The organism is Actinocatenispora sera, from assembly GCF_018324685.1.
Taxonomy (GTDB): Bacteria; Actinomycetota; Actinomycetes; order Mycobacteriales; family Micromonosporaceae; genus Actinocatenispora; species Actinocatenispora sera.
Window position 1 is genome coordinate 5,017,228 of the sequence record NZ_AP023354.1, and the last position, 16,213, is coordinate 5,033,440.

Sequence of the window (16,213 nt, forward strand, 5' to 3'; positions counted from 1 at the left end):
CTCAGCTGGCCGGGGTGACGAGGTCGGCGGTGATGTCGGCGAGGGTGGGGCAGCCGGCGAGGGTCATGGTCTCGCGCAGTTCGGCGGTGAGGGTGTCGAGCACGGTGGTGACGCCGGCGGCGCCGGCGGCGGCGAGACCCCACAGGTACGGCCGGCCGATCAGGACCGCGGCGGCGCCGAGCGCGAGCGCCCGGAACACCGCACCACCGGTCCGGATCCCGCCGTCGACCAGCACCGGGACGTCGATCGCCGCGGCCACCTCGGCCAGCGCGACCGCGGTCGGTACGGCGCCGTCGAGCTGCCGGCCGCCGTGGTTGGAGACGATCACGCTGTCCGCACCGTACTCGACCGCGCGGAGCGCGTCGTCGGCCCGCAGCACGCCCTTGACCGTCAGCGGCAGGCCGAGCTCGGTCAGCCGGGCCAGGTCGGTCCAGGTGAGCGTGCGGTCCCACCGGCTCGCGACGTGCGCCCGGGTGGAGCCGTCGCCGAGATGGGTGGTGACCGCGGCGCCGGGTGGCAGCGGACCGAGGGTGCCGTGCCGGCGGGAGCGTGGCCGGGTCGCCTCGATCGGGCGGTCCAGGGTGAGCACGATCCGCTCGTACCCGGCGGCGGCCGCGTTGCCGACGACCCGGTGGGTGTGCGCGCGGTCCTCGCTGACGTACAGCTGCAGCCAGCGGCGGCCCGGTCCGGTCAGGTCGTGCAGGTCGGTGGTGGCGCTGGTGGCGAGGCAGTACACCGTACCGGCGGCGGCCGCCGCGGCCGCCGCGGCGGTCTCGCCGTCCGGGTGCAGGGCGCGCTGCCGACCGGCCGGGCCGAGCAGCACCGGGGTGGAGACCGGGCCGTCCAGCAGGGTGCCGGTCGTGTCGACGGTGCCGACGCCGACCATCATCCGGGGCCGCAGCCACCAGCGGTCCCAGGCGGCCTCGTTGCCGGTCACGGTGGTCTCGCGGCCGGCGCCGGCGGCCAGGAAATCGCGCGTGGCGGGCGGCAGCAGCCGCTCGGCGCGGTCCCGCAGTTCGGCGATGCTGGCGTCAGGCATGCCGCTAGCATAACGCCCGTACTGCTAGAAGCGGACCGGGGCGCACCCGGCCCGCCCCCGACACCGGGTGGTCAGATCGCGCGCAGCCGTACCTCGAAGGTGACCGGCTCGGCGCGCAGCTCGTAGCGCGGCAGGACGGCGGGTCCGCACGAACCCGAGCCGAGCCCGTGCTGGGCGTGGTCCAGGTTGAGGTGGATCGCGTCGTCGGCGACCAGGTCGACGGTGTGCCGGGCCGCCGCGAGCCGCTCGCTGGTCCAGCGCCGCGCGGTCAGCTCGACGGTCGGGGCGCCCTCGACCCGCAGCCCGTGGCCGGCGTCGTCCAGCAGCGTCGCCCACCGCACCGCGGTGCGGTTGCCGTTCTCCTGCGGGAACACGTACGGGGTCTGCAGCTCGTCCACCGTCGCGCTGAACCGGTCGATCCGCGCCGCCTGCCGGCTGTCCGCGTAGGCCTCGCCCGGCCCGCCGCCGAACCAGGTGACGCGCGCCAGCGCTGCGGGCAGCGCGAGCCGCAAACCCAGCCGCGGCAACGGAAAGGGCCACTCCCCCTCCGGTACCACCGACACCACGACCCGGAGCAGGTCGTCGTGGGCGGTCCACCGGTACTGCACCGCGAGGCCGCGGTCGCGGCTCGCCGCGGCCACCCGGGTACGCACCAGCAGGCCGGCGGCGGTCGCCCGCACCTCGGCGGTGCGGTGGTGCATCCGGTGCAGGCCGGCGGCGGACCAGTCGGCCCGGTACGGCTTGTCGTTGTCGATCGGCGCCCGCCACACGTCCAGCCGCGGCCCGGACAGGGACAGGTCCCCGAGGCCGCGCAGCACGCCGTCGGTGGGATCGAACCGACCCGCACCGAGCTCGATCACCTCGCCCGCCCGGGGCGCCACCGGCGCCACCAGCACCGGCCGGTGCGCCGGGGCGAGCTGGGTCTGACCGTCGCCGAGCACGTGCCCGGCCGCCGCCCACGCGGTGTCGGTACCGGACTCCACCGACACCGTCAGCCAGCACTCGCCGGCGCCGGTCGGCGCCGGCAGGTCCGTCAGCGCCAGCTCGACGCTGCCGCCGGCAGGGATCGGCGGCACCGGAGTCTCGCCGGCCCCGAGCTGCTCGCCGTCCACCGCCACCCGCCAGCGCAGCACCGCTCCCGCAAGCGTCGCATGGTCGTACGTGCTGTGCAGCCGCACCGTGCGCGAACCCGGTGCGGTGCCGGCGAACCCGATCCGTACCGGCTCGATGATCTTGGCGAACTCGACCAGGCCGGGCGAGGGCGTGCGGTCCGGGAACACCAGGCCGTCGACGATGAAGTTGCCGTCGTGCAGTTCCTCGCCGAAGTCGCCGCCGTAGCGAAAGTACTCCCGGCCGTCGGCGGTGTGGCTGCGGATGCCGTGGTCCAGCCACTCCCAGATGAACCCGCCCTGGCAGCGCGGGTGGCGCTCGAACAGCTCCCGGTACTCCAGCAGCCCGCCGGGGCCGTTGCCCATCGCGTGCCCGTACTCGCAGAGCACGAACGGCATGCCGCGGCGCCGGGCGTCCAGGGCGTCGTCGGCGTCCGGATGCCGCGGTTCGGCGTGCCGGCCGATCGCGTCCACCTCGGCGTGCGAGGCGTACATCCGCGAGTACACGTCGACGTGACGGCAGGCGTGGTCGCCCTCGTAGTGGATCGGCCGGGACGGGTCGCGGTGCCGGGTCCACTGCGCCATCGCGCCGTGGTTGACACCGATGCCCGACTCGTTGCCCAGCGACCACAGGATGATGCTCGGGTGGTTCTTGTCCCGCTCCACCATCCGGCGCATCCGATCCAGGTACGCATCCGTCCACTGTGGATCGTCACTGGGGTTGCGCCGCCAGCCGTCGACGCCGAACCCGTGGGTCTCCAGGTCGCACTCGTCGACCACCCAGAAGCCGAGCTCGTCGGCGAGCGCGAGCATCCGCGAGTCCGGCGGGTAGTGGCTGGTGCGGATCGCGTTGACGTGACAGCGCTTCATCAGCAACAGCTCGGCCCGCAGCGTCTCCTCCGGTACCACCCGGCCGAGATCGGGGTGGAACTCGTGCCGGTTGACGCCGCGCAGCAGGATGCGCCGACCGTTGACCAGCAGCACACCGTCCACGATGGACACTGTCCGGAAGCCGATCCGGATCGCGACCTGCTCGGTGTCGGTGGCCAGCGTCGCGGCGTAGAGCCGGGGCTGCTCCGCGGTCCAGCCGGTGACGCAGCCGATGTCGACCGGCTCGCCGGCCGGGTGGTCGGTGATACCGAGCTCCGGCACCGACAGCCGGGCCGGCACGTCGGTGTCGATCCGCAGCAGGCCGGTACCGACGGTGTGGTCGGACTCGCTCGGCTCGAAGTCGGCGTGCACGAAGAAGTCGGTCAGCCCGCCGTCGGGCCGGTGAAGGAGCGTGACGTCCCGGAAGATGCCCGGCAGCCACCACATGTCCTGGTCTTCCAGGTAGCTCGCCGCCGACCACTGGTGCACCCGCACCGCGAGCACGTTGGCCCCGGCGCGCAGCAGGTGGCCCACCTCGTACTCGACGGGCAGCCGGCTGCCGGTGGACCAGCCCAGCTCGGTGCCGTTGAGCCAGACCCGGGCGTGGGAGTCCACCCCGTCGAACCGCAGCACGGTACGCCCCACCGGCCGGTCGCCGGGCAGGTCGAAGGTCAGGCGGTGATCGCCGGTCGGGTTCTCGTCCGGCACGCGCGGCGGGTCGACCGGGAACGGGTATTTGACGTTGGTGTAGCTCGGCTTGCCGTGACCGTGCATCGGCCAGCTGGACGGCACGGGAAGGGTGGCCCAGTCCGAGTCGTCCAGGTCCACCGCACCGGGCTCGGGTGCGTCGATCGTCGGGGAGAGCCGGAACTTCCAGTCGCCGTTGAGCGACAGCGACCAGGCCGTCGAGGCGAAGGCGGCTCGCGGTGGCAGGCTGCCCACGCGGGGTGCCAGGTCCTCGACGTACGACATCGCGCATCCTCCGACACGATCGATCATGTTCCGACGTGGGCCTACGGTAACCGATGACCTGCCGCGGCCACACCGCGACGACCGGCACATCCCGCGCACCGGTACCGGCCGGCACGGCTGCCAGACTGGTGCCATGATCGTCCGCTACCCCCGTCCGCTGCAGCCCGGCGACCGGATCGGCGTCACCGCGCCGTCCGCCGGCGTCGCCGACCCGCTGCGCCCCCGGCTCGACTTCTGCTGCTCGGTGCTGCGCGACCGCGGCTACCAGGTCGTCGTCGGCGACTGCATCCGAGCCGACCGGTACGTCAGCGCGCCGGTCGCCGACCGGGCCGCCGAGCTGACCGGGATGCTCGCCGATCCGACGATCCGGGCCGTCGTGCCCCCGTGGGGCGGTGAACTGGCCGTCGACCTGCTCCCGCTACTGGACTTCACGGCGATCGGGGCGGCCGAACCGACCTGGCTGGTCGGGTTCTCCGACATCTCCACGCTGCTCACCCCGCTGACGCTGCGCACCGGCGTCGCCACCGTGCACGGCAACAACCTGATGGACACTCCGTACGAGACGCCGGCCGGGCTGGTGAACTGGCTGGAGCTCGTCACGCTGCCGGCCGGCGGGTCGATCGAGCAGGTGTCCCCCGGCCGGTACCGGCGGCCCGGCTTCGACGACTGGACGAAGGACCCGACGGTCACCGCGATGCCGCTGACCGAGCCGGGCGCCTGGCGCCGGCTGGACGGCGACGGTCCGGTCGAGGTCTCCGGGCGGTTGATCGGCGGCTGCGTCGAGACGATGTCCGCGGTGGCCGGCAGCGTGTACGGGGACCTCACCGGCTTCGCCCGGCAGTACGCGCCGGACGGGCTGCTGGTGTACGTCGAAGCGGTCGAGGACAACGCGTTCTCGATCGCCCGGCAGTTGCACGGGATGCGGCTGTCCGGCTTCTTCGACGCCGCCAACGCCGTGCTGGTCGGCCGGACCCGCGCGCCGGATGCACCGGGCTTCAGCCAGGGCGACGCGGTGCTCGATGCGCTCGGCGGCCTGGGCGTACCGATCCTCGCCGACGTCGAGTGCGGCCACGTGGCGCCGTACCTGCCGCTGGTCAACGGCGCCCGGGCCACCGTGCGGTACGCCGCCGGCAGCGGCCGGATCGAGCAGACCCTGGATTGAGACCGCGGTCCCGCGCACCGACATGCGGCGCGGCCCCAACGATCCAGGGGCCGACCGGTGGCACACCGGTCGGGCTACCGCGGCGACGAGGCCGCCGGTGCCTGCGGAGCCGTCAGTCGCCGGTGAGCCTGGCCGGTGGGGCGGGCAGTTCGGTCGAGGTGGTGCCCCGCAGGGCGGTACGCATGGTCTGCGCCACCGCCCGGTCGACCGCGGCGGACACGCCGGAGCCGACGTAGTCGGACGGGTCGGACGGGTTCGCGGCGATGCCGGCGGCCGCGATCTGCGGGGTGAACCCGACGAACGTCTCCGTGGCGTTGTTCTCCGAGGAGCCGGTCTTGCCGCCGACCGAGCGGCCGGACAGGATGCTGCCCACCTCGGTCGCGGTACCGCCGTCGCAGTGGCCGCCGGCCGCCTGCTGGCCGACCGGGCAGCGCGCCGCGTCGGCCGCGGCCGCGGCGACCCCCTTGCTCACCGCCCGGTGGCAGTCCGGTCCACCGGCGGAGACCCTGTCGCCGTGCGCGTCGGTGATCGAGACGATCGGCGTCGGCGCGCAGTACTTCCCCTGCGCGGCAACGGTCGCGTACGCGTTGGCCAGGTCCAGCGGGGTGGTGTCCGCGACGCCGAGGGTGAACGAGCCCCACGAGTCGGCCTCGTGCGCGGCCCGCTGGGCGTCGGAGTCGGCGCGGAAGGTGATGCCGAGCTTCTTCGCCATCGCCACCGCCTTGTCGGCCCCGATCTGTTCCTCCAGCCAGACGAAGTAGGTGTTGACCGACCGGCCGAAGCCGGTCCACATGGTGCGGTAGCCGTCCATCCAGGACGGGTTGTCGTTGCCCGGGCAGTAGTAGCCGCCGCAGCTCGCCGGCCCCGAGTCCGGCCACTTCGTCTGCAGCCGGCCGGGCGCGTCGAACCCGGTGGACAGCGGCTTGCCCGCGCTCAGCGCCGCCAGCATGGTGAACATCTTGAACGTCGACCCGGCCTGGTACCCGTCGACGCCACCGCCGCCGGCGATCAGCTGCGCCGTGGTGTTCGGGTACCCGTTCTGGCCGTCCGGGTTCTTCGCCAGGCTGAAGTGCCGGTTGACCGCGAGCGCGCTGACCTTCCCGGTACCGGGCTGCACGACCGCGATCGGCAGCGCGCGGGCGTTGTCGTAGTCGTACACCGACAGCGACTGGTCCAGCGCCTCGCGCTGGGTGTCTGGGTCCAGCGAGGTGACGATCTTGTACCCGCCCTGCCGGAGCGCCTGCTCGCGCTGGGCGACGGTCCGGCCGAACGCGGGCTGCGCGTCCCACCACTGCTTGACGTAGTCGCAGAAGAACCCCCAGTCGTTGTGGTTCGCCGGCACCGACACGCAGTCGTTCGGCGTGGCACTGGGGTTCAGCGCGAGCGGCGACGCCTTCGCCTTCCGCGCCTGGCCGCGGGTGATGTCGCCGGCCTTGGCCATCGAGTCGAGCACGTAGCTGCGACGTTGCAGCGCGGCCTTGCGGTCGCCGGTGACCGGGTTGTCGGCGTCGGGCGACTGCACCAGCCCGGCGAGCAGCGCCGCCTGCCGCAGCGTGAGCCGGTTCGGCGGTACCGAGAAGTAGGTGCGGCTGGCCGCGTAGATGCCGTACGCGCCGTGGCCGAAGTAGGCGATGTTGAGGTAGCGGCGCAGGATCTCGTCCTTGGACAGCCGCTGCTCCAGCGCCGTCGCGTACTGCATCTCCTGGATCTTGCGGCCGACGGTGTCCTTGGTGGCGTCGGCGCGCTCCTGCGGGGTCAGGCTCGGATCGGTCTTGAGCACGTTGCGCACGTACTGCATGGTCAGCGTGGAGGCGCCCTGGCTGACCGCGCCGGACGAGCCGTTCGCCACCAGCGCCCGCAGCACGCCGCGGGGATCGACCCCGCCGTGCTGGTAGAACCGGGTGTCCTCGGCGGCCACGATCGCCTTGCGCATCACCGGCGCGATCGCCGACAGCGACACCGCCTTGCGGTTCTCGTCGTAGAAGGTGGTGATCAGCGTCGTGCCGTCGTTGGCGTAGAGGTAGGACGCCTGGAGGGTGGGCGGTGACTTGAGCGCGGCGGGCAGGTCGTCCCAGGAGCCGCCCGCGGCACGCAGCGCGAGGCCGGACAGCGCGCTGGCCGGGAACGCCACCGCCGCGACGACCAGGCCGGCCGCCACGCCGCACAGCAGCAGGGTCATCAGGCTGGTCAGGCCGGACCGTCGTGCCGTGCTCGGCATCGCCACCTCCGTCGCATCGCGCGTACCTCCCGCAACCCTCTGCCGGCCGCGCCGCCGGCGGCCAGTACTTCACCGGATCGGGAGCTGATTCACTGCCCGGTACCGGCCAGTACTCAGTAACCGGCCCGGCACGGCCGGTTTAGCCGACTCACCCGATTCACCCTCCTGAACCGGTTATGCCGGGCTTGGGGCGTGCCGGACCCGACCCGTTCGGTGTCGAGCCGTGCGGATCGTTGCGTTCCGGGCCGCCGGGCGTGAAACTTCCTTACGAACGTCACCTCAAGGCTTGAAGGGAACTTCAGATGCCCCCGTCAGGTCCCGACCTGCCCGAGCGGTTGCTCGGCACCCCGCTGACCCGCCGCCGGCTCGGTACGCTCGCCGCCGGCACCGCCCTCGCCGCCGGCGTCGCCGCCATCCCCGGCATGCTGCTGCCCACCGCCGCCCGGGCCCAACCGCCCGCCCCGGCCGGCGCCACCGTCGACCCCGACGCGCCGCTGCGGCAGCTGCGCGCGATGTGGATCGCCAGCGTCGTCAACATCGACTGGCCGTCCGCGACCGGGCTGCCCGCCGCCGAACAACGCGCCCAGCTCACCGCCTGGTTCGACCTCGCCGTACGGCTGCGCTTCAACGCGGTGGTGCTGCAGGTGCGGCCGACCGCCGACGCGTTCTGGCCCTCCCCGTACGAACCGTGGTCGCAGTACCTGACCGGCGCCCAGGGCGTCGACCCCGGCTACGACCCGCTGGCGTTCGCGGTCGAGGAGGCACACAAGCGCAACCTGCAGCTGCACGCCTGGTTCAACCCGTACCGGGTGAGCATGCAGACCGACCCGAGCAAGCTGGTGGAGTCGCATCCGGCCCGCCGCCACCCGGACTGGGTCTTCGCCTACGGCCCCAAGCTCTACTACAACCCCGGCATCCCCGAGGTACGGCGGTTCGTCGAGGACGCGATCCTCGACGCGCTGCGCTACGACATCGACGCCGTGCACTTCGACGACTACTTCTACCCGTACCCGGTGGCCGGGCAGGAGCTGCCGGACGCCGACACGTTCGCCACCTACGGCGCGGGCTTCGACGACATCGGCGACTGGCGCCGGCACAACATCGACCTGCTGATCAGCGAGATGTACCAGCGCATCCACGCCCGCAAGCCGCACGTGCAGTTCGGGGTGAGCCCGTTCGGCATCTGGCGCAACGCCGCCAGCGACCCGGCCGGCTCGGACACCGGCGGCACCGAGTCGTACAACGCCAACTACGCCGACACCCGCAAGTGGGTCAAGCAGGGCTGGCTGGACTACATCAACCCGCAGATCTACTGGAACATCGGGCTGGCGGTCGCCGACTACGCGAAGCTCACCCCGTGGTGGGCCGAACAGGTGCGCGACACCCCGGTCAAGCTCTACATCGGCGAGGCGACCTACAAGGTCGGCGCCGCCGGTCAGCCGGCCGCCTGGCAGGACCAGGCCGAGCTGTCCCGCCACCTCGACCTCGACGCGCAGTACCCGGAGGTGGCCGGAAACGTCTACTTCTCCGCGACCGAGGTGCGTGCCGACACGCTCGGCGCGACCAGCCGGCTGGTCGCCGACCACTACCAGCACCCGGCGCTGCCGCCGGCGATGCCGCGGCTGGACCCGCGCGCGCCGGGACGCCCGCAGCTGACCCACGCGGTACGCACCGGCGACGGGGTGAGCCTGCGGTTCCACCCGACCGGGTCGCTGCGCCCCATCAGCTACGCGATCTTCCGGTTCGACGGCCGCGGTGCGCGACCGGTCGTCGACGCCGGCAACCTGATCGCGACGGTACGGGCCACCGGGCACGCGCAGCGCTGGACCGACACCACCGCCGGTACCGGCACGCACAGCTACGCGGTACTGGCACTGAGCCCCACCGAGGTGGCGAGCCCGCTGTCCGCCACCCGTACGGTGCACTGACACCGAGGTCGAACGACTGCCGGGGCGGCCACCAAGCCACCCCGGCAGTGTCGTACCCGGCCAATCCCGGCAGTCCGGCTGGCGATTCTGGCCCGGCCGGTCGAGCGCGCAGCATCGAGCTTGGCGTTTTTTCGGCCCGACGATGACAACCCGCGGCGCGGGCCGGCCCGTGTCTAACCCACACGGGCACGGAGGGAGCACCGCCGGATGGGCCGACGCGACGACGCGTTCACCGCGTACTACCAGGCGCGCGCGGCGTCGATGCGGCGCACCGCGTACCTGCTGTGCGGCGACTGGCACACCGCCGAGGACCTGGTCCAGACCGCGTACACGAAGCTCTACCTCGCCTGGCACCGGGTGTCGGCGCACGACCGGCTCGACCAGTACGTGCGGCGCATCGTGGTGCGCTCCTTCCTGGACGAGAAGCGCCGCGGGTCGCGCCGCGAGTACCCGACCGACGCGGTACCCGACGTCGCGATCGACGCCTCCGCGCCGGAGGAGCGGATGGTGCTCGCGGCGGCGCTCGGCCGGGTGGCGAGCCGGCAGCGGGCCGTGCTGGTGCTGCGGTTCTGGGAGGACCTGTCGGTGGCGGAGACCGCCGAGCTGCTCGGTATCACCGAGGGCACGGTGAAGAGCCACACCGCACGCGGGCTGGAGACCCTGCGCCGGGCGCTGCCCGAGCGCTACTCGATCGGCGCGGGAGATCCGGCATGACCGACCACGAGGTCACCGACCTGTTCCAGCGGGCACTCGACACGCCCGAGCCACCGCTGCCCGATGTCAGCCGGGTGCTGACGGCCGGACGCGCCGCCCGGCGTCGCCGCACGGTCGGTGCGTCCGCCACCGCGCTGGCCGCCGTGCTGCTGGCCGCAGCCGGTACCGCCGGTGCCACCGGCCTGCTGTCCGCCGAACCGTCCGTGCCGCCGCAGCGCGGCATCGCCCGCGGGTACACGCCGCACCCGACGCCGAACGTGACGCACTTCCTGCCGTCCCGCCGACCGAACACGGCGGGGCCGGATCTGCTCTCCCGCGCCGCCCAGCTGCTCGACACCCTGACCCACGCCGTACCGCCGGGCTACACCGTGCCGAAGACGGATCTGGTGCGGTACGGGGGGTTCGGCTACGAGGTGCGCGGCTACACCGCCCCGGCCGGGCCCGCGCGGGCGGACGGGCGCTGGCGGATCGACGCGCACACCGACATCTACCGCGACGGCCGGGCCGGCTCGCTGTGGGTGACCTGGACGAACGGAGTGCGGTACCCGCCCGCTGGCTCGGCGTGCGACGCGACGATCCCGCTGCGGCACACCGGTACGGCAACGCGGTGCTCGATGACGTCGGTGCGCGGCGTGGCGGTCCGGCTGGACGTGCAGGACCTGCCCGACGGCAGCACCGTGCGGTACGCGACCGCGTTCGATGCCGGCCACTGGGTCACGGTCAGCGCCGACCAGCAAGGCGTCCACCCGGGGAAGGCTCCGCTGCCGGCGCCGCCGATGTCCGGCACCGACCTGGCCCGGCTGGTGACCGGGCCGAGTCTGGTCAGCGGTGACTGACCTGCCCGCAGCCGTGCACACCCCTACCGATCGAGGAGTCCCGATGGCCAGCCGACGCCGCATCCGCAGCCCGTGGTGGGCCAGGCTCTGCCTGGTCGCCGGGATCATTCTGGTCCTGGTCAGCGGCGTGAGCTACGCCGGCACCGTGCTGGTGACCGACCGGGTCGACCGGGCCGTTCCGCAGGCGGACCTGCTCGGCGACCACCGCAGGCACACCCCGCACGGCAGCCGGGTCAGCGGGCCGCTGGACATCCTGTTGGCCGGATCGGACCTGCGGCGGTCGTGGCACCGCCACAAGACGGAAAACCCGCGGACCGACACCATCATGTGGTTGCACGTGCCCGCGTCGCACGACCACGCCTACCTGCTGTCGATTCCGCGGGACCTGGAGGTACCGATCCCGTACGACGCGAAGACCGGCATGGGCGGCGTCAGCACCAAGGTCAACGCGGCGTTCGCGTGGGGCATGACCAGCGTCGACGACGTGACCGGTGGCATGCAGAACCTGCACGCCACGCTGCGGAAGCTGACCGGCGCGAGCTTCTCGATGGCGGCATTGGTGAACTGGGACGGGTTCAAGGCGATCGTGGCCGAACTCGGTGGTGTGACGCTGTGCGTGGACAGGACGTTCACCTCGACCCAGCCCACAGTCGGCCACCACACCTTCCGGAAGGGCTGCCACCACTACGACGCCGACCTGGCGCTGGCCCTGGTCCGGGAACGGTACGCCTACGCCGACTCCGACTACGGCCGGCAGCGGATGCAGCAGCAGTTCATCAAGCAGATCCTCAAGCGGGCGACCAGCGCGGGCGTGCTCACCGACCCCACCAAGATCAACAGAGTGATCGGCGCCGCCGGCAAGGCACTGACCACCGACCTCAACGGGTACAAGATGGTCGACCTGGTGCTGGCGCTACGCAAGATCAGCCCGGACAGCATCACCAGCCTGCAGATCGCCCACACCACGCTGCCCAACTACAACGAGAAGCTGGTCGAACCGATCGATGGTGAGCTGTTCCGGGCGATGCGGACCGACAACATGGACGAGTTCGTGCCGACCCACCCGGAGCTGGTGGCACACGGCCGGGGGCTCGGCCGGTGACTCCCTGTACCGTGCCGTCGGCGGTACCCGAACGGAGCGCAACCAGCGGCTCGCCACACGCGTGGTGTGCCGGGTCGCCCCGCGCGGCCGCCGATCCGTACGGCAAGGTAGGAGGCGAACAAAGCGGCACGTCCCGGAGACGGCGACAATGCCGCGTCGCGTGACAACGTGGTCACCCCCCGAAACACCTGACCACGACTCCCCCCACCGCGATGAACAAGGAGTGACCTGATGAGCCGACGCCGCCGGAACCGCAGGCGCAGTCCCTGGTGGACGAAACTGTGCCTGATCGCCGGACTGGTACTGATGATCACCAGTACCGGCGTCTACGCGGGCACCGTCGCCGTGGCCGACAAGGTCAACAACTCGGTCGCCCAGGATGACCTGCTGGGCGACGGCGACAACCGCAACACCCAGCACGACAGCCGGGTGACCGGACCGATCGACATGCTGATGGCCGGCTCGGACATGCGCAAGAGCTGGAAATCCTCCGGCGAGCTGCCCCGGACCGACTCGATCATGTGGCTGCACATCCCGGCCTCGCTCGACCACGCCTACCTGCTGTCGATCCCGCGGGATCTGGAGGTCACGATCCCGGTCGACAAGCGCACCGGCAAGGGCGGGGAGACCACCAAGATCAACGCCGCCTTCCCGAACGGGATGAAGGACGTCAACGACATCAAGGGCGGTATGCAGGAGCTGCACACCACGGTGCAGCAGCTCACCGGCGCCCACTTCAACATGGCCGCGCTGGTCAACTGGGACGGGTTCAAGGCGATCGTGGCCGAACTCGGTGGCGTGACGCTGTGCGTGGACAAGACGTTCACCTCGACCCAGCCGTCACTGGGCCACCACACGTTCCAGAAAGGCTGCCATCACTACAACGCCGACCTGGCGCTCGCGCTGGTCCGCGAGCGGTACGCCTACTCCGACTCCGACTACGGCCGGCAGCGGATGCAGCAACAGTTCATCAAGCAGATCCTCAAGCGCGCCACCAGCGCCGGCGTGCTGACCAATCCCACCAAGATCAACAGCGTCATCGGCGCCGCCGGCAAGGCACTGACCACCGACCTCAACGGGTACAAGGTGGTCGACCTGGTGCTGGCACTCCGCAAGATCAGCCCGGACAAGATCACCACCCTGCAGATCGCACACACCACGCTGGCCGACGGCAACGAGGGCGTCGTCCAGCCGTTGGACGACCAGCTGTTCCAGGCGCTGCGCACCGACAAGGTGGACGACCTGCTGCTGTCGCACCCCGAGCTGGTCAGCAAGGGCGAGGGCACCGGCAAGTCGGCCGGCTGACCGGCCGCGGTGACCCGGCGGCGGCCACCCCGGTGGTACCGGAGTGGCCGCCGCCGGGTCACCGGGCCGTCGTCACTTGGCCTTGTCGACGAACTGGGTGGTGTAGGTCTTCGACAGGTCGACCGTGTCCTGCTTGCCCTTGACGTTCGGCGAGAACGAGCCGAGTACCTTCAGCGAGTTGCGCGCGGCGCTCGGGTCCATCCGGCCGTCGGAATTGAACATGCCGATCGTGCTCTTGACCGACTGGACGTAGAGCTGCTTGCCGCCGTTGGCGTAGTCGGCCGGCATCTTCGCCGCGATCTGCTCGGCGGAGTGCGCGTGGATCCACTTCAGCGTCTTGACCATCGCGTTGGCGAGCTTCTGCACCGTCTGCGGATGCGCCTTGACGTACGCGCAGTCCATGTACAGCGAGCTGGACGGGTAGAGCCCGCCGAGCGCCGCCCGGGTGCCCTGCTCGGTGCGCATGTCCAGCAGCACCTTGCCCTTGCCGGTACTGACCAGTTGCGCCACCGTGGGGTCGGTGGTCATGCCGGCGTCGATCCCGCCGTTCTCCATGGCCGCGATGAACGTCTGCCCGGCGCCGGCCTTGACCGTGGTGTAGTCCGCCGCGGTCAGCCCCTGCTTGCTCGCCAGGTACTGGGTGAGGAAGTCGGTGGACGAGCCGGGGCTGGTGACGCCCATCTTGCGGCCCCTGAAGTCCTTCGGCGAGCGGATCTGACCGGCCTTGTCACTCGCCACCATCTCCACCTCGCCCGGCACGTCGGCCATCTGTACCACCGACTCGACGCACTTGTGCTTGGTCTGCAGGTCGATGGTGTGGTCGTAGAAGCCGACCACGCCCTGCACGTCGCCGGAGATCAGGACGTTCTCGGCCTGCGCGCCGGCCGGCTCGGTGAGCAGCTTGACGTCCAGGCCCTCCTGCTTGAAGTAGCCGAGCTGGTCGGTCAGCTTGGCCGGCAGGTAGATGACCTTGTCGATGCCGCCGACCATGATCGAGACGTGGTCGTCGGCGCCGGCGGCGCCGGCCTGGTCGCCGGTACGCGAGTCGCGGCAGCCGGCCGCCGCGGTGAGGGTGAGCGCCGCCGCCAGCACGGCGCAGACGATGGACCGTGTTCTCATCGAAACTCCTTGCGGGGTAAGGGAACGAGTGTCGCCGTCAGGTCTGCAGCTCGGCGCTCGCGGTCGGGGGGCGCCAGCGCAGCAGCCGCTTCTCGGCGGTGGAGATCAGCCACTCGGCGACCAGCGCGAGCACGGTCACCACGATCATTCCGGCGTAGATGCCGGCCGAGTCGAACGTGCCCTGTGCGTTGTTGATGAGCAGCCCGAGGCCCTTGTCGGCGCCGGTGAACTCGCCGACCACCGCACCGATCAACGCGAAACCGAACGCCGAGTGCAGCGAGGCGAAGATCCACGAGGTGGCCGAGGGCACCACGATGGTGCGCAGTACCGCGATCCGGCTGGCACCGAGGATCCGGGCGTTGTCGACCAGGTTGCGGTCGACCTCGCGGGCGCCCTGGAAGGCGTTGAAGAACACCGCGAAGAACACCAGCACCATCGCGGTGGCGACCTTCGAGGACATGCCCAGGCCGAACCAGATGATGAACAGCGACGCCAGCACGATGCGCGGCACCGCGTTCGCCGCCTTGATGAACGGGGCCGCCACCTCGGCGAGGAACCGGGCCCGGCCCAGCACGATGCCGAGCACGACGCCGGCCACCGCGCCGATCGCGAACCCGAACACCGCCTCCTGCAGGGTCACCGCGATCTGGGTCCAGATCGAGCCGAACGCGGTGCCGTGGCTGAACCAGCCGACCAGCCGGGACCAGATCGCCGTGGGCTTGGAGTAGTAGAACGGGTCGATCCAGTACGTCGCGGTCAGCTGCCAGCCGACCAGCCACACCACCACCGCGGCGAGCCGGACCGCCCAGACCGCGCCGCGCCGCCGGCGGCGGCGAGCCACCAGGTCCGGTACCCCGGCGTCGCGTTGCTCGGCGGCCATGACCACCGCCCCGTCGTCCACTGTGGACAGATGCTCACCCGACACGGCTGGCCTCCTCGCGGGCCCGGGCCACCTCGACCCGCAGGCTCTCCCACACCTCGCGGTAGATCTCCAGGAACTCGGCGGTCAGCCGTACGTCCTCGACGTTGCGGGGGCGCGACAGCGGCACCGCGAACACGTCCTTGACCGTGGCCGGGCTCGCGGTCATCACCACCACCCGGTCGGCCAGCGCGATGGCCTCCTCCAGGTCGTGCGTGACGAACACGACGGCCGCGCCGGTACCGGCCCACAGCCGCAGCAGTTCGTCCTGCATCAGCGACCGGGTCTGCACGTCCAGCGCGCTGAACGGCTCGTCCATCAGCATGATCTCGGGCTCGTTGACGAGCGTCTGGGCCAGCGCCACCCGCTTGCGCATGCCGCCGGACAGCTGGTGCGGGTAGTACTTCGCGAAGCCGGCGAGGCCGACCCGCTCCACCCACGTCGCCGCCGTCGCCCGGGCCGCCGACCTGCTCGCGCCCCGGTACCGGGGCCCGGCCGCCACGTTGTCCAGCACCGAGCGCCACGGCAGGATCGCGTCGTTCTGGAACATGTACCCGACGCCGCGCGGGATCGAGCGCACCCGCTCGCCGCGCACGTACACCTCGCCCTCGCTGGCCGGCTCCAGCCCGGACACCAGCGACAGGGTGGTCGACTTGCCGCAGCCGGTCGGGCCGACCACGGCGACGAACTCCCCGGCGGACACCTGCATGGTCAACTCGCGCACGGCGGTGTGCGCCTGGCCGGTCCCGCTCGGGAACCGTTTGGTGGCACCCCGGAGTTCGATCACGGGGTCGTTCATGGACTTCCCTCCCTGCCGGACCGGTCGCTCTCGTGACCTCGACGACGCCGCCGGCGAGACCGGTGGGCTCGCTCGCCGGGACCGATCGCCGCGCGACTCTTGCCTCGGCGCGGAACGTTAG

The 16,213-nt window shown here is 71.7% G+C and carries 12 protein-coding genes; 6 read left to right on the top strand and 6 right to left on the bottom strand.

Features of this window, described 5'->3' with window-relative positions; genetic code table 11:
- Window position 1: 1 nt before the first annotated feature.
- Both Asera_RS23800 and Asera_RS23805 read right to left on the bottom strand, forming a co-directional pair.
- Window positions 2-1,039: an alpha-hydroxy acid oxidase gene (locus tag Asera_RS23800; protein WP_035297356.1), complete on the bottom strand. Its 1,038-nt coding sequence runs from the start codon at window positions 1,037-1,039 to the stop codon at window positions 2-4.
- A gap of 71 nt (window positions 1,040-1,110) precedes the next feature.
- Window positions 1,111-3,990 (bottom strand): glycoside hydrolase family 2 TIM barrel-domain containing protein, encoded by a 2,880-nt coding sequence (locus Asera_RS23805; protein WP_030447427.1) that lies wholly within the window; start codon window positions 3,988-3,990, stop codon window positions 1,111-1,113.
- A gap of 133 nt (window positions 3,991-4,123) precedes the next feature.
- Here Asera_RS23805 and Asera_RS23810 point away from each other — a divergent pair, with 133 nt between their 5' ends.
- On the top strand, window positions 4,124-5,152 hold the full coding sequence (locus Asera_RS23810) for a S66 family peptidase (protein ID WP_030447428.1): 1,029 nt from the start codon (window positions 4,124-4,126) through the stop codon (window positions 5,150-5,152).
- Window positions 5,153-5,264: 112 nt separating this feature from the next.
- Here the strand turns inward: Asera_RS23810 and Asera_RS23815 are convergent, their stop codons facing one another.
- Entirely contained in the window at window positions 5,265-7,370 is a 2,106-nt protein-coding gene (locus Asera_RS23815) for a transglycosylase domain-containing protein (protein WP_084132044.1), read from the bottom strand.
- Window positions 7,371-7,672: 302 nt separating this feature from the next.
- On the opposite strand from Asera_RS23815, the gene Asera_RS23820 reads away from it, so the two are divergent.
- The 5 genes from Asera_RS23820 (at window position 7,673) to Asera_RS23840 (ending at window position 13,255) form a co-directional block, all read left to right on the top strand.
- The gene (locus tag Asera_RS23820) at window positions 7,673-9,298 is read left to right on the top strand and encodes a glycoside hydrolase family 10-like protein (protein WP_051802522.1); all 1,626 of its coding nucleotides are present in this window, start codon (window positions 7,673-7,675) and stop codon (window positions 9,296-9,298) included.
- A gap of 207 nt (window positions 9,299-9,505) precedes the next feature.
- Window positions 9,506-10,012: a SigE family RNA polymerase sigma factor gene (locus Asera_RS23825; protein ID WP_030447431.1), complete on the top strand. Its 507-nt coding sequence runs from the start codon at window positions 9,506-9,508 to the stop codon at window positions 10,010-10,012.
- Window positions 10,009-10,848 carry a hypothetical protein gene (locus tag Asera_RS23830; protein ID WP_035297358.1) on the top strand — a complete coding sequence of 280 codons (840 nt, stop codon included), beginning with the start codon at window positions 10,009-10,011 and terminating at the stop codon, window positions 10,846-10,848. Before Asera_RS23825 ends, Asera_RS23830 begins: the two co-directional genes overlap by 4 nt.
- Before the next feature lie 43 nt (window positions 10,849-10,891).
- Complete coding sequence (locus tag Asera_RS23835) at window positions 10,892-11,950, top strand: LCP family protein (RefSeq protein ID WP_030447432.1); 1,059 nt, start codon at window positions 10,892-10,894, stop codon at window positions 11,948-11,950.
- A 231-nt stretch (window positions 11,951-12,181) separates the two neighbouring features.
- Window positions 12,182-13,255, top strand: coding sequence for an LCP family protein (locus Asera_RS23840; RefSeq protein WP_084131976.1), 1,074 nt, complete (start codon window positions 12,182-12,184; stop codon window positions 13,253-13,255).
- A gap of 72 nt (window positions 13,256-13,327) precedes the next feature.
- Here the strand turns inward: Asera_RS23840 and Asera_RS23845 are convergent, their stop codons facing one another.
- From Asera_RS23845 to Asera_RS23855, 3 genes are read right to left on the bottom strand one after another with little or no spacing between them, the layout of a single operon-like run.
- On the bottom strand, window positions 13,328-14,374 hold the full coding sequence (locus Asera_RS23845) for an ABC transporter substrate-binding protein (RefSeq protein WP_030447434.1): 1,047 nt from the start codon (window positions 14,372-14,374) through the stop codon (window positions 13,328-13,330).
- A 37-nt stretch (window positions 14,375-14,411) separates the two neighbouring features.
- The gene (locus Asera_RS23850) at window positions 14,412-15,299 is read right to left on the bottom strand and encodes an ABC transporter permease (RefSeq protein WP_244844002.1); all 888 of its coding nucleotides are present in this window, start codon (window positions 15,297-15,299) and stop codon (window positions 14,412-14,414) included.
- Entirely contained in the window at window positions 15,289-16,092 is an 804-nt protein-coding gene (locus Asera_RS23855) for an ABC transporter ATP-binding protein (protein WP_030447436.1), read from the bottom strand. Before Asera_RS23855 ends, Asera_RS23850 begins: the two co-directional genes overlap by 11 nt.
- Window positions 16,093-16,213 lie beyond the last annotated feature (121 nt).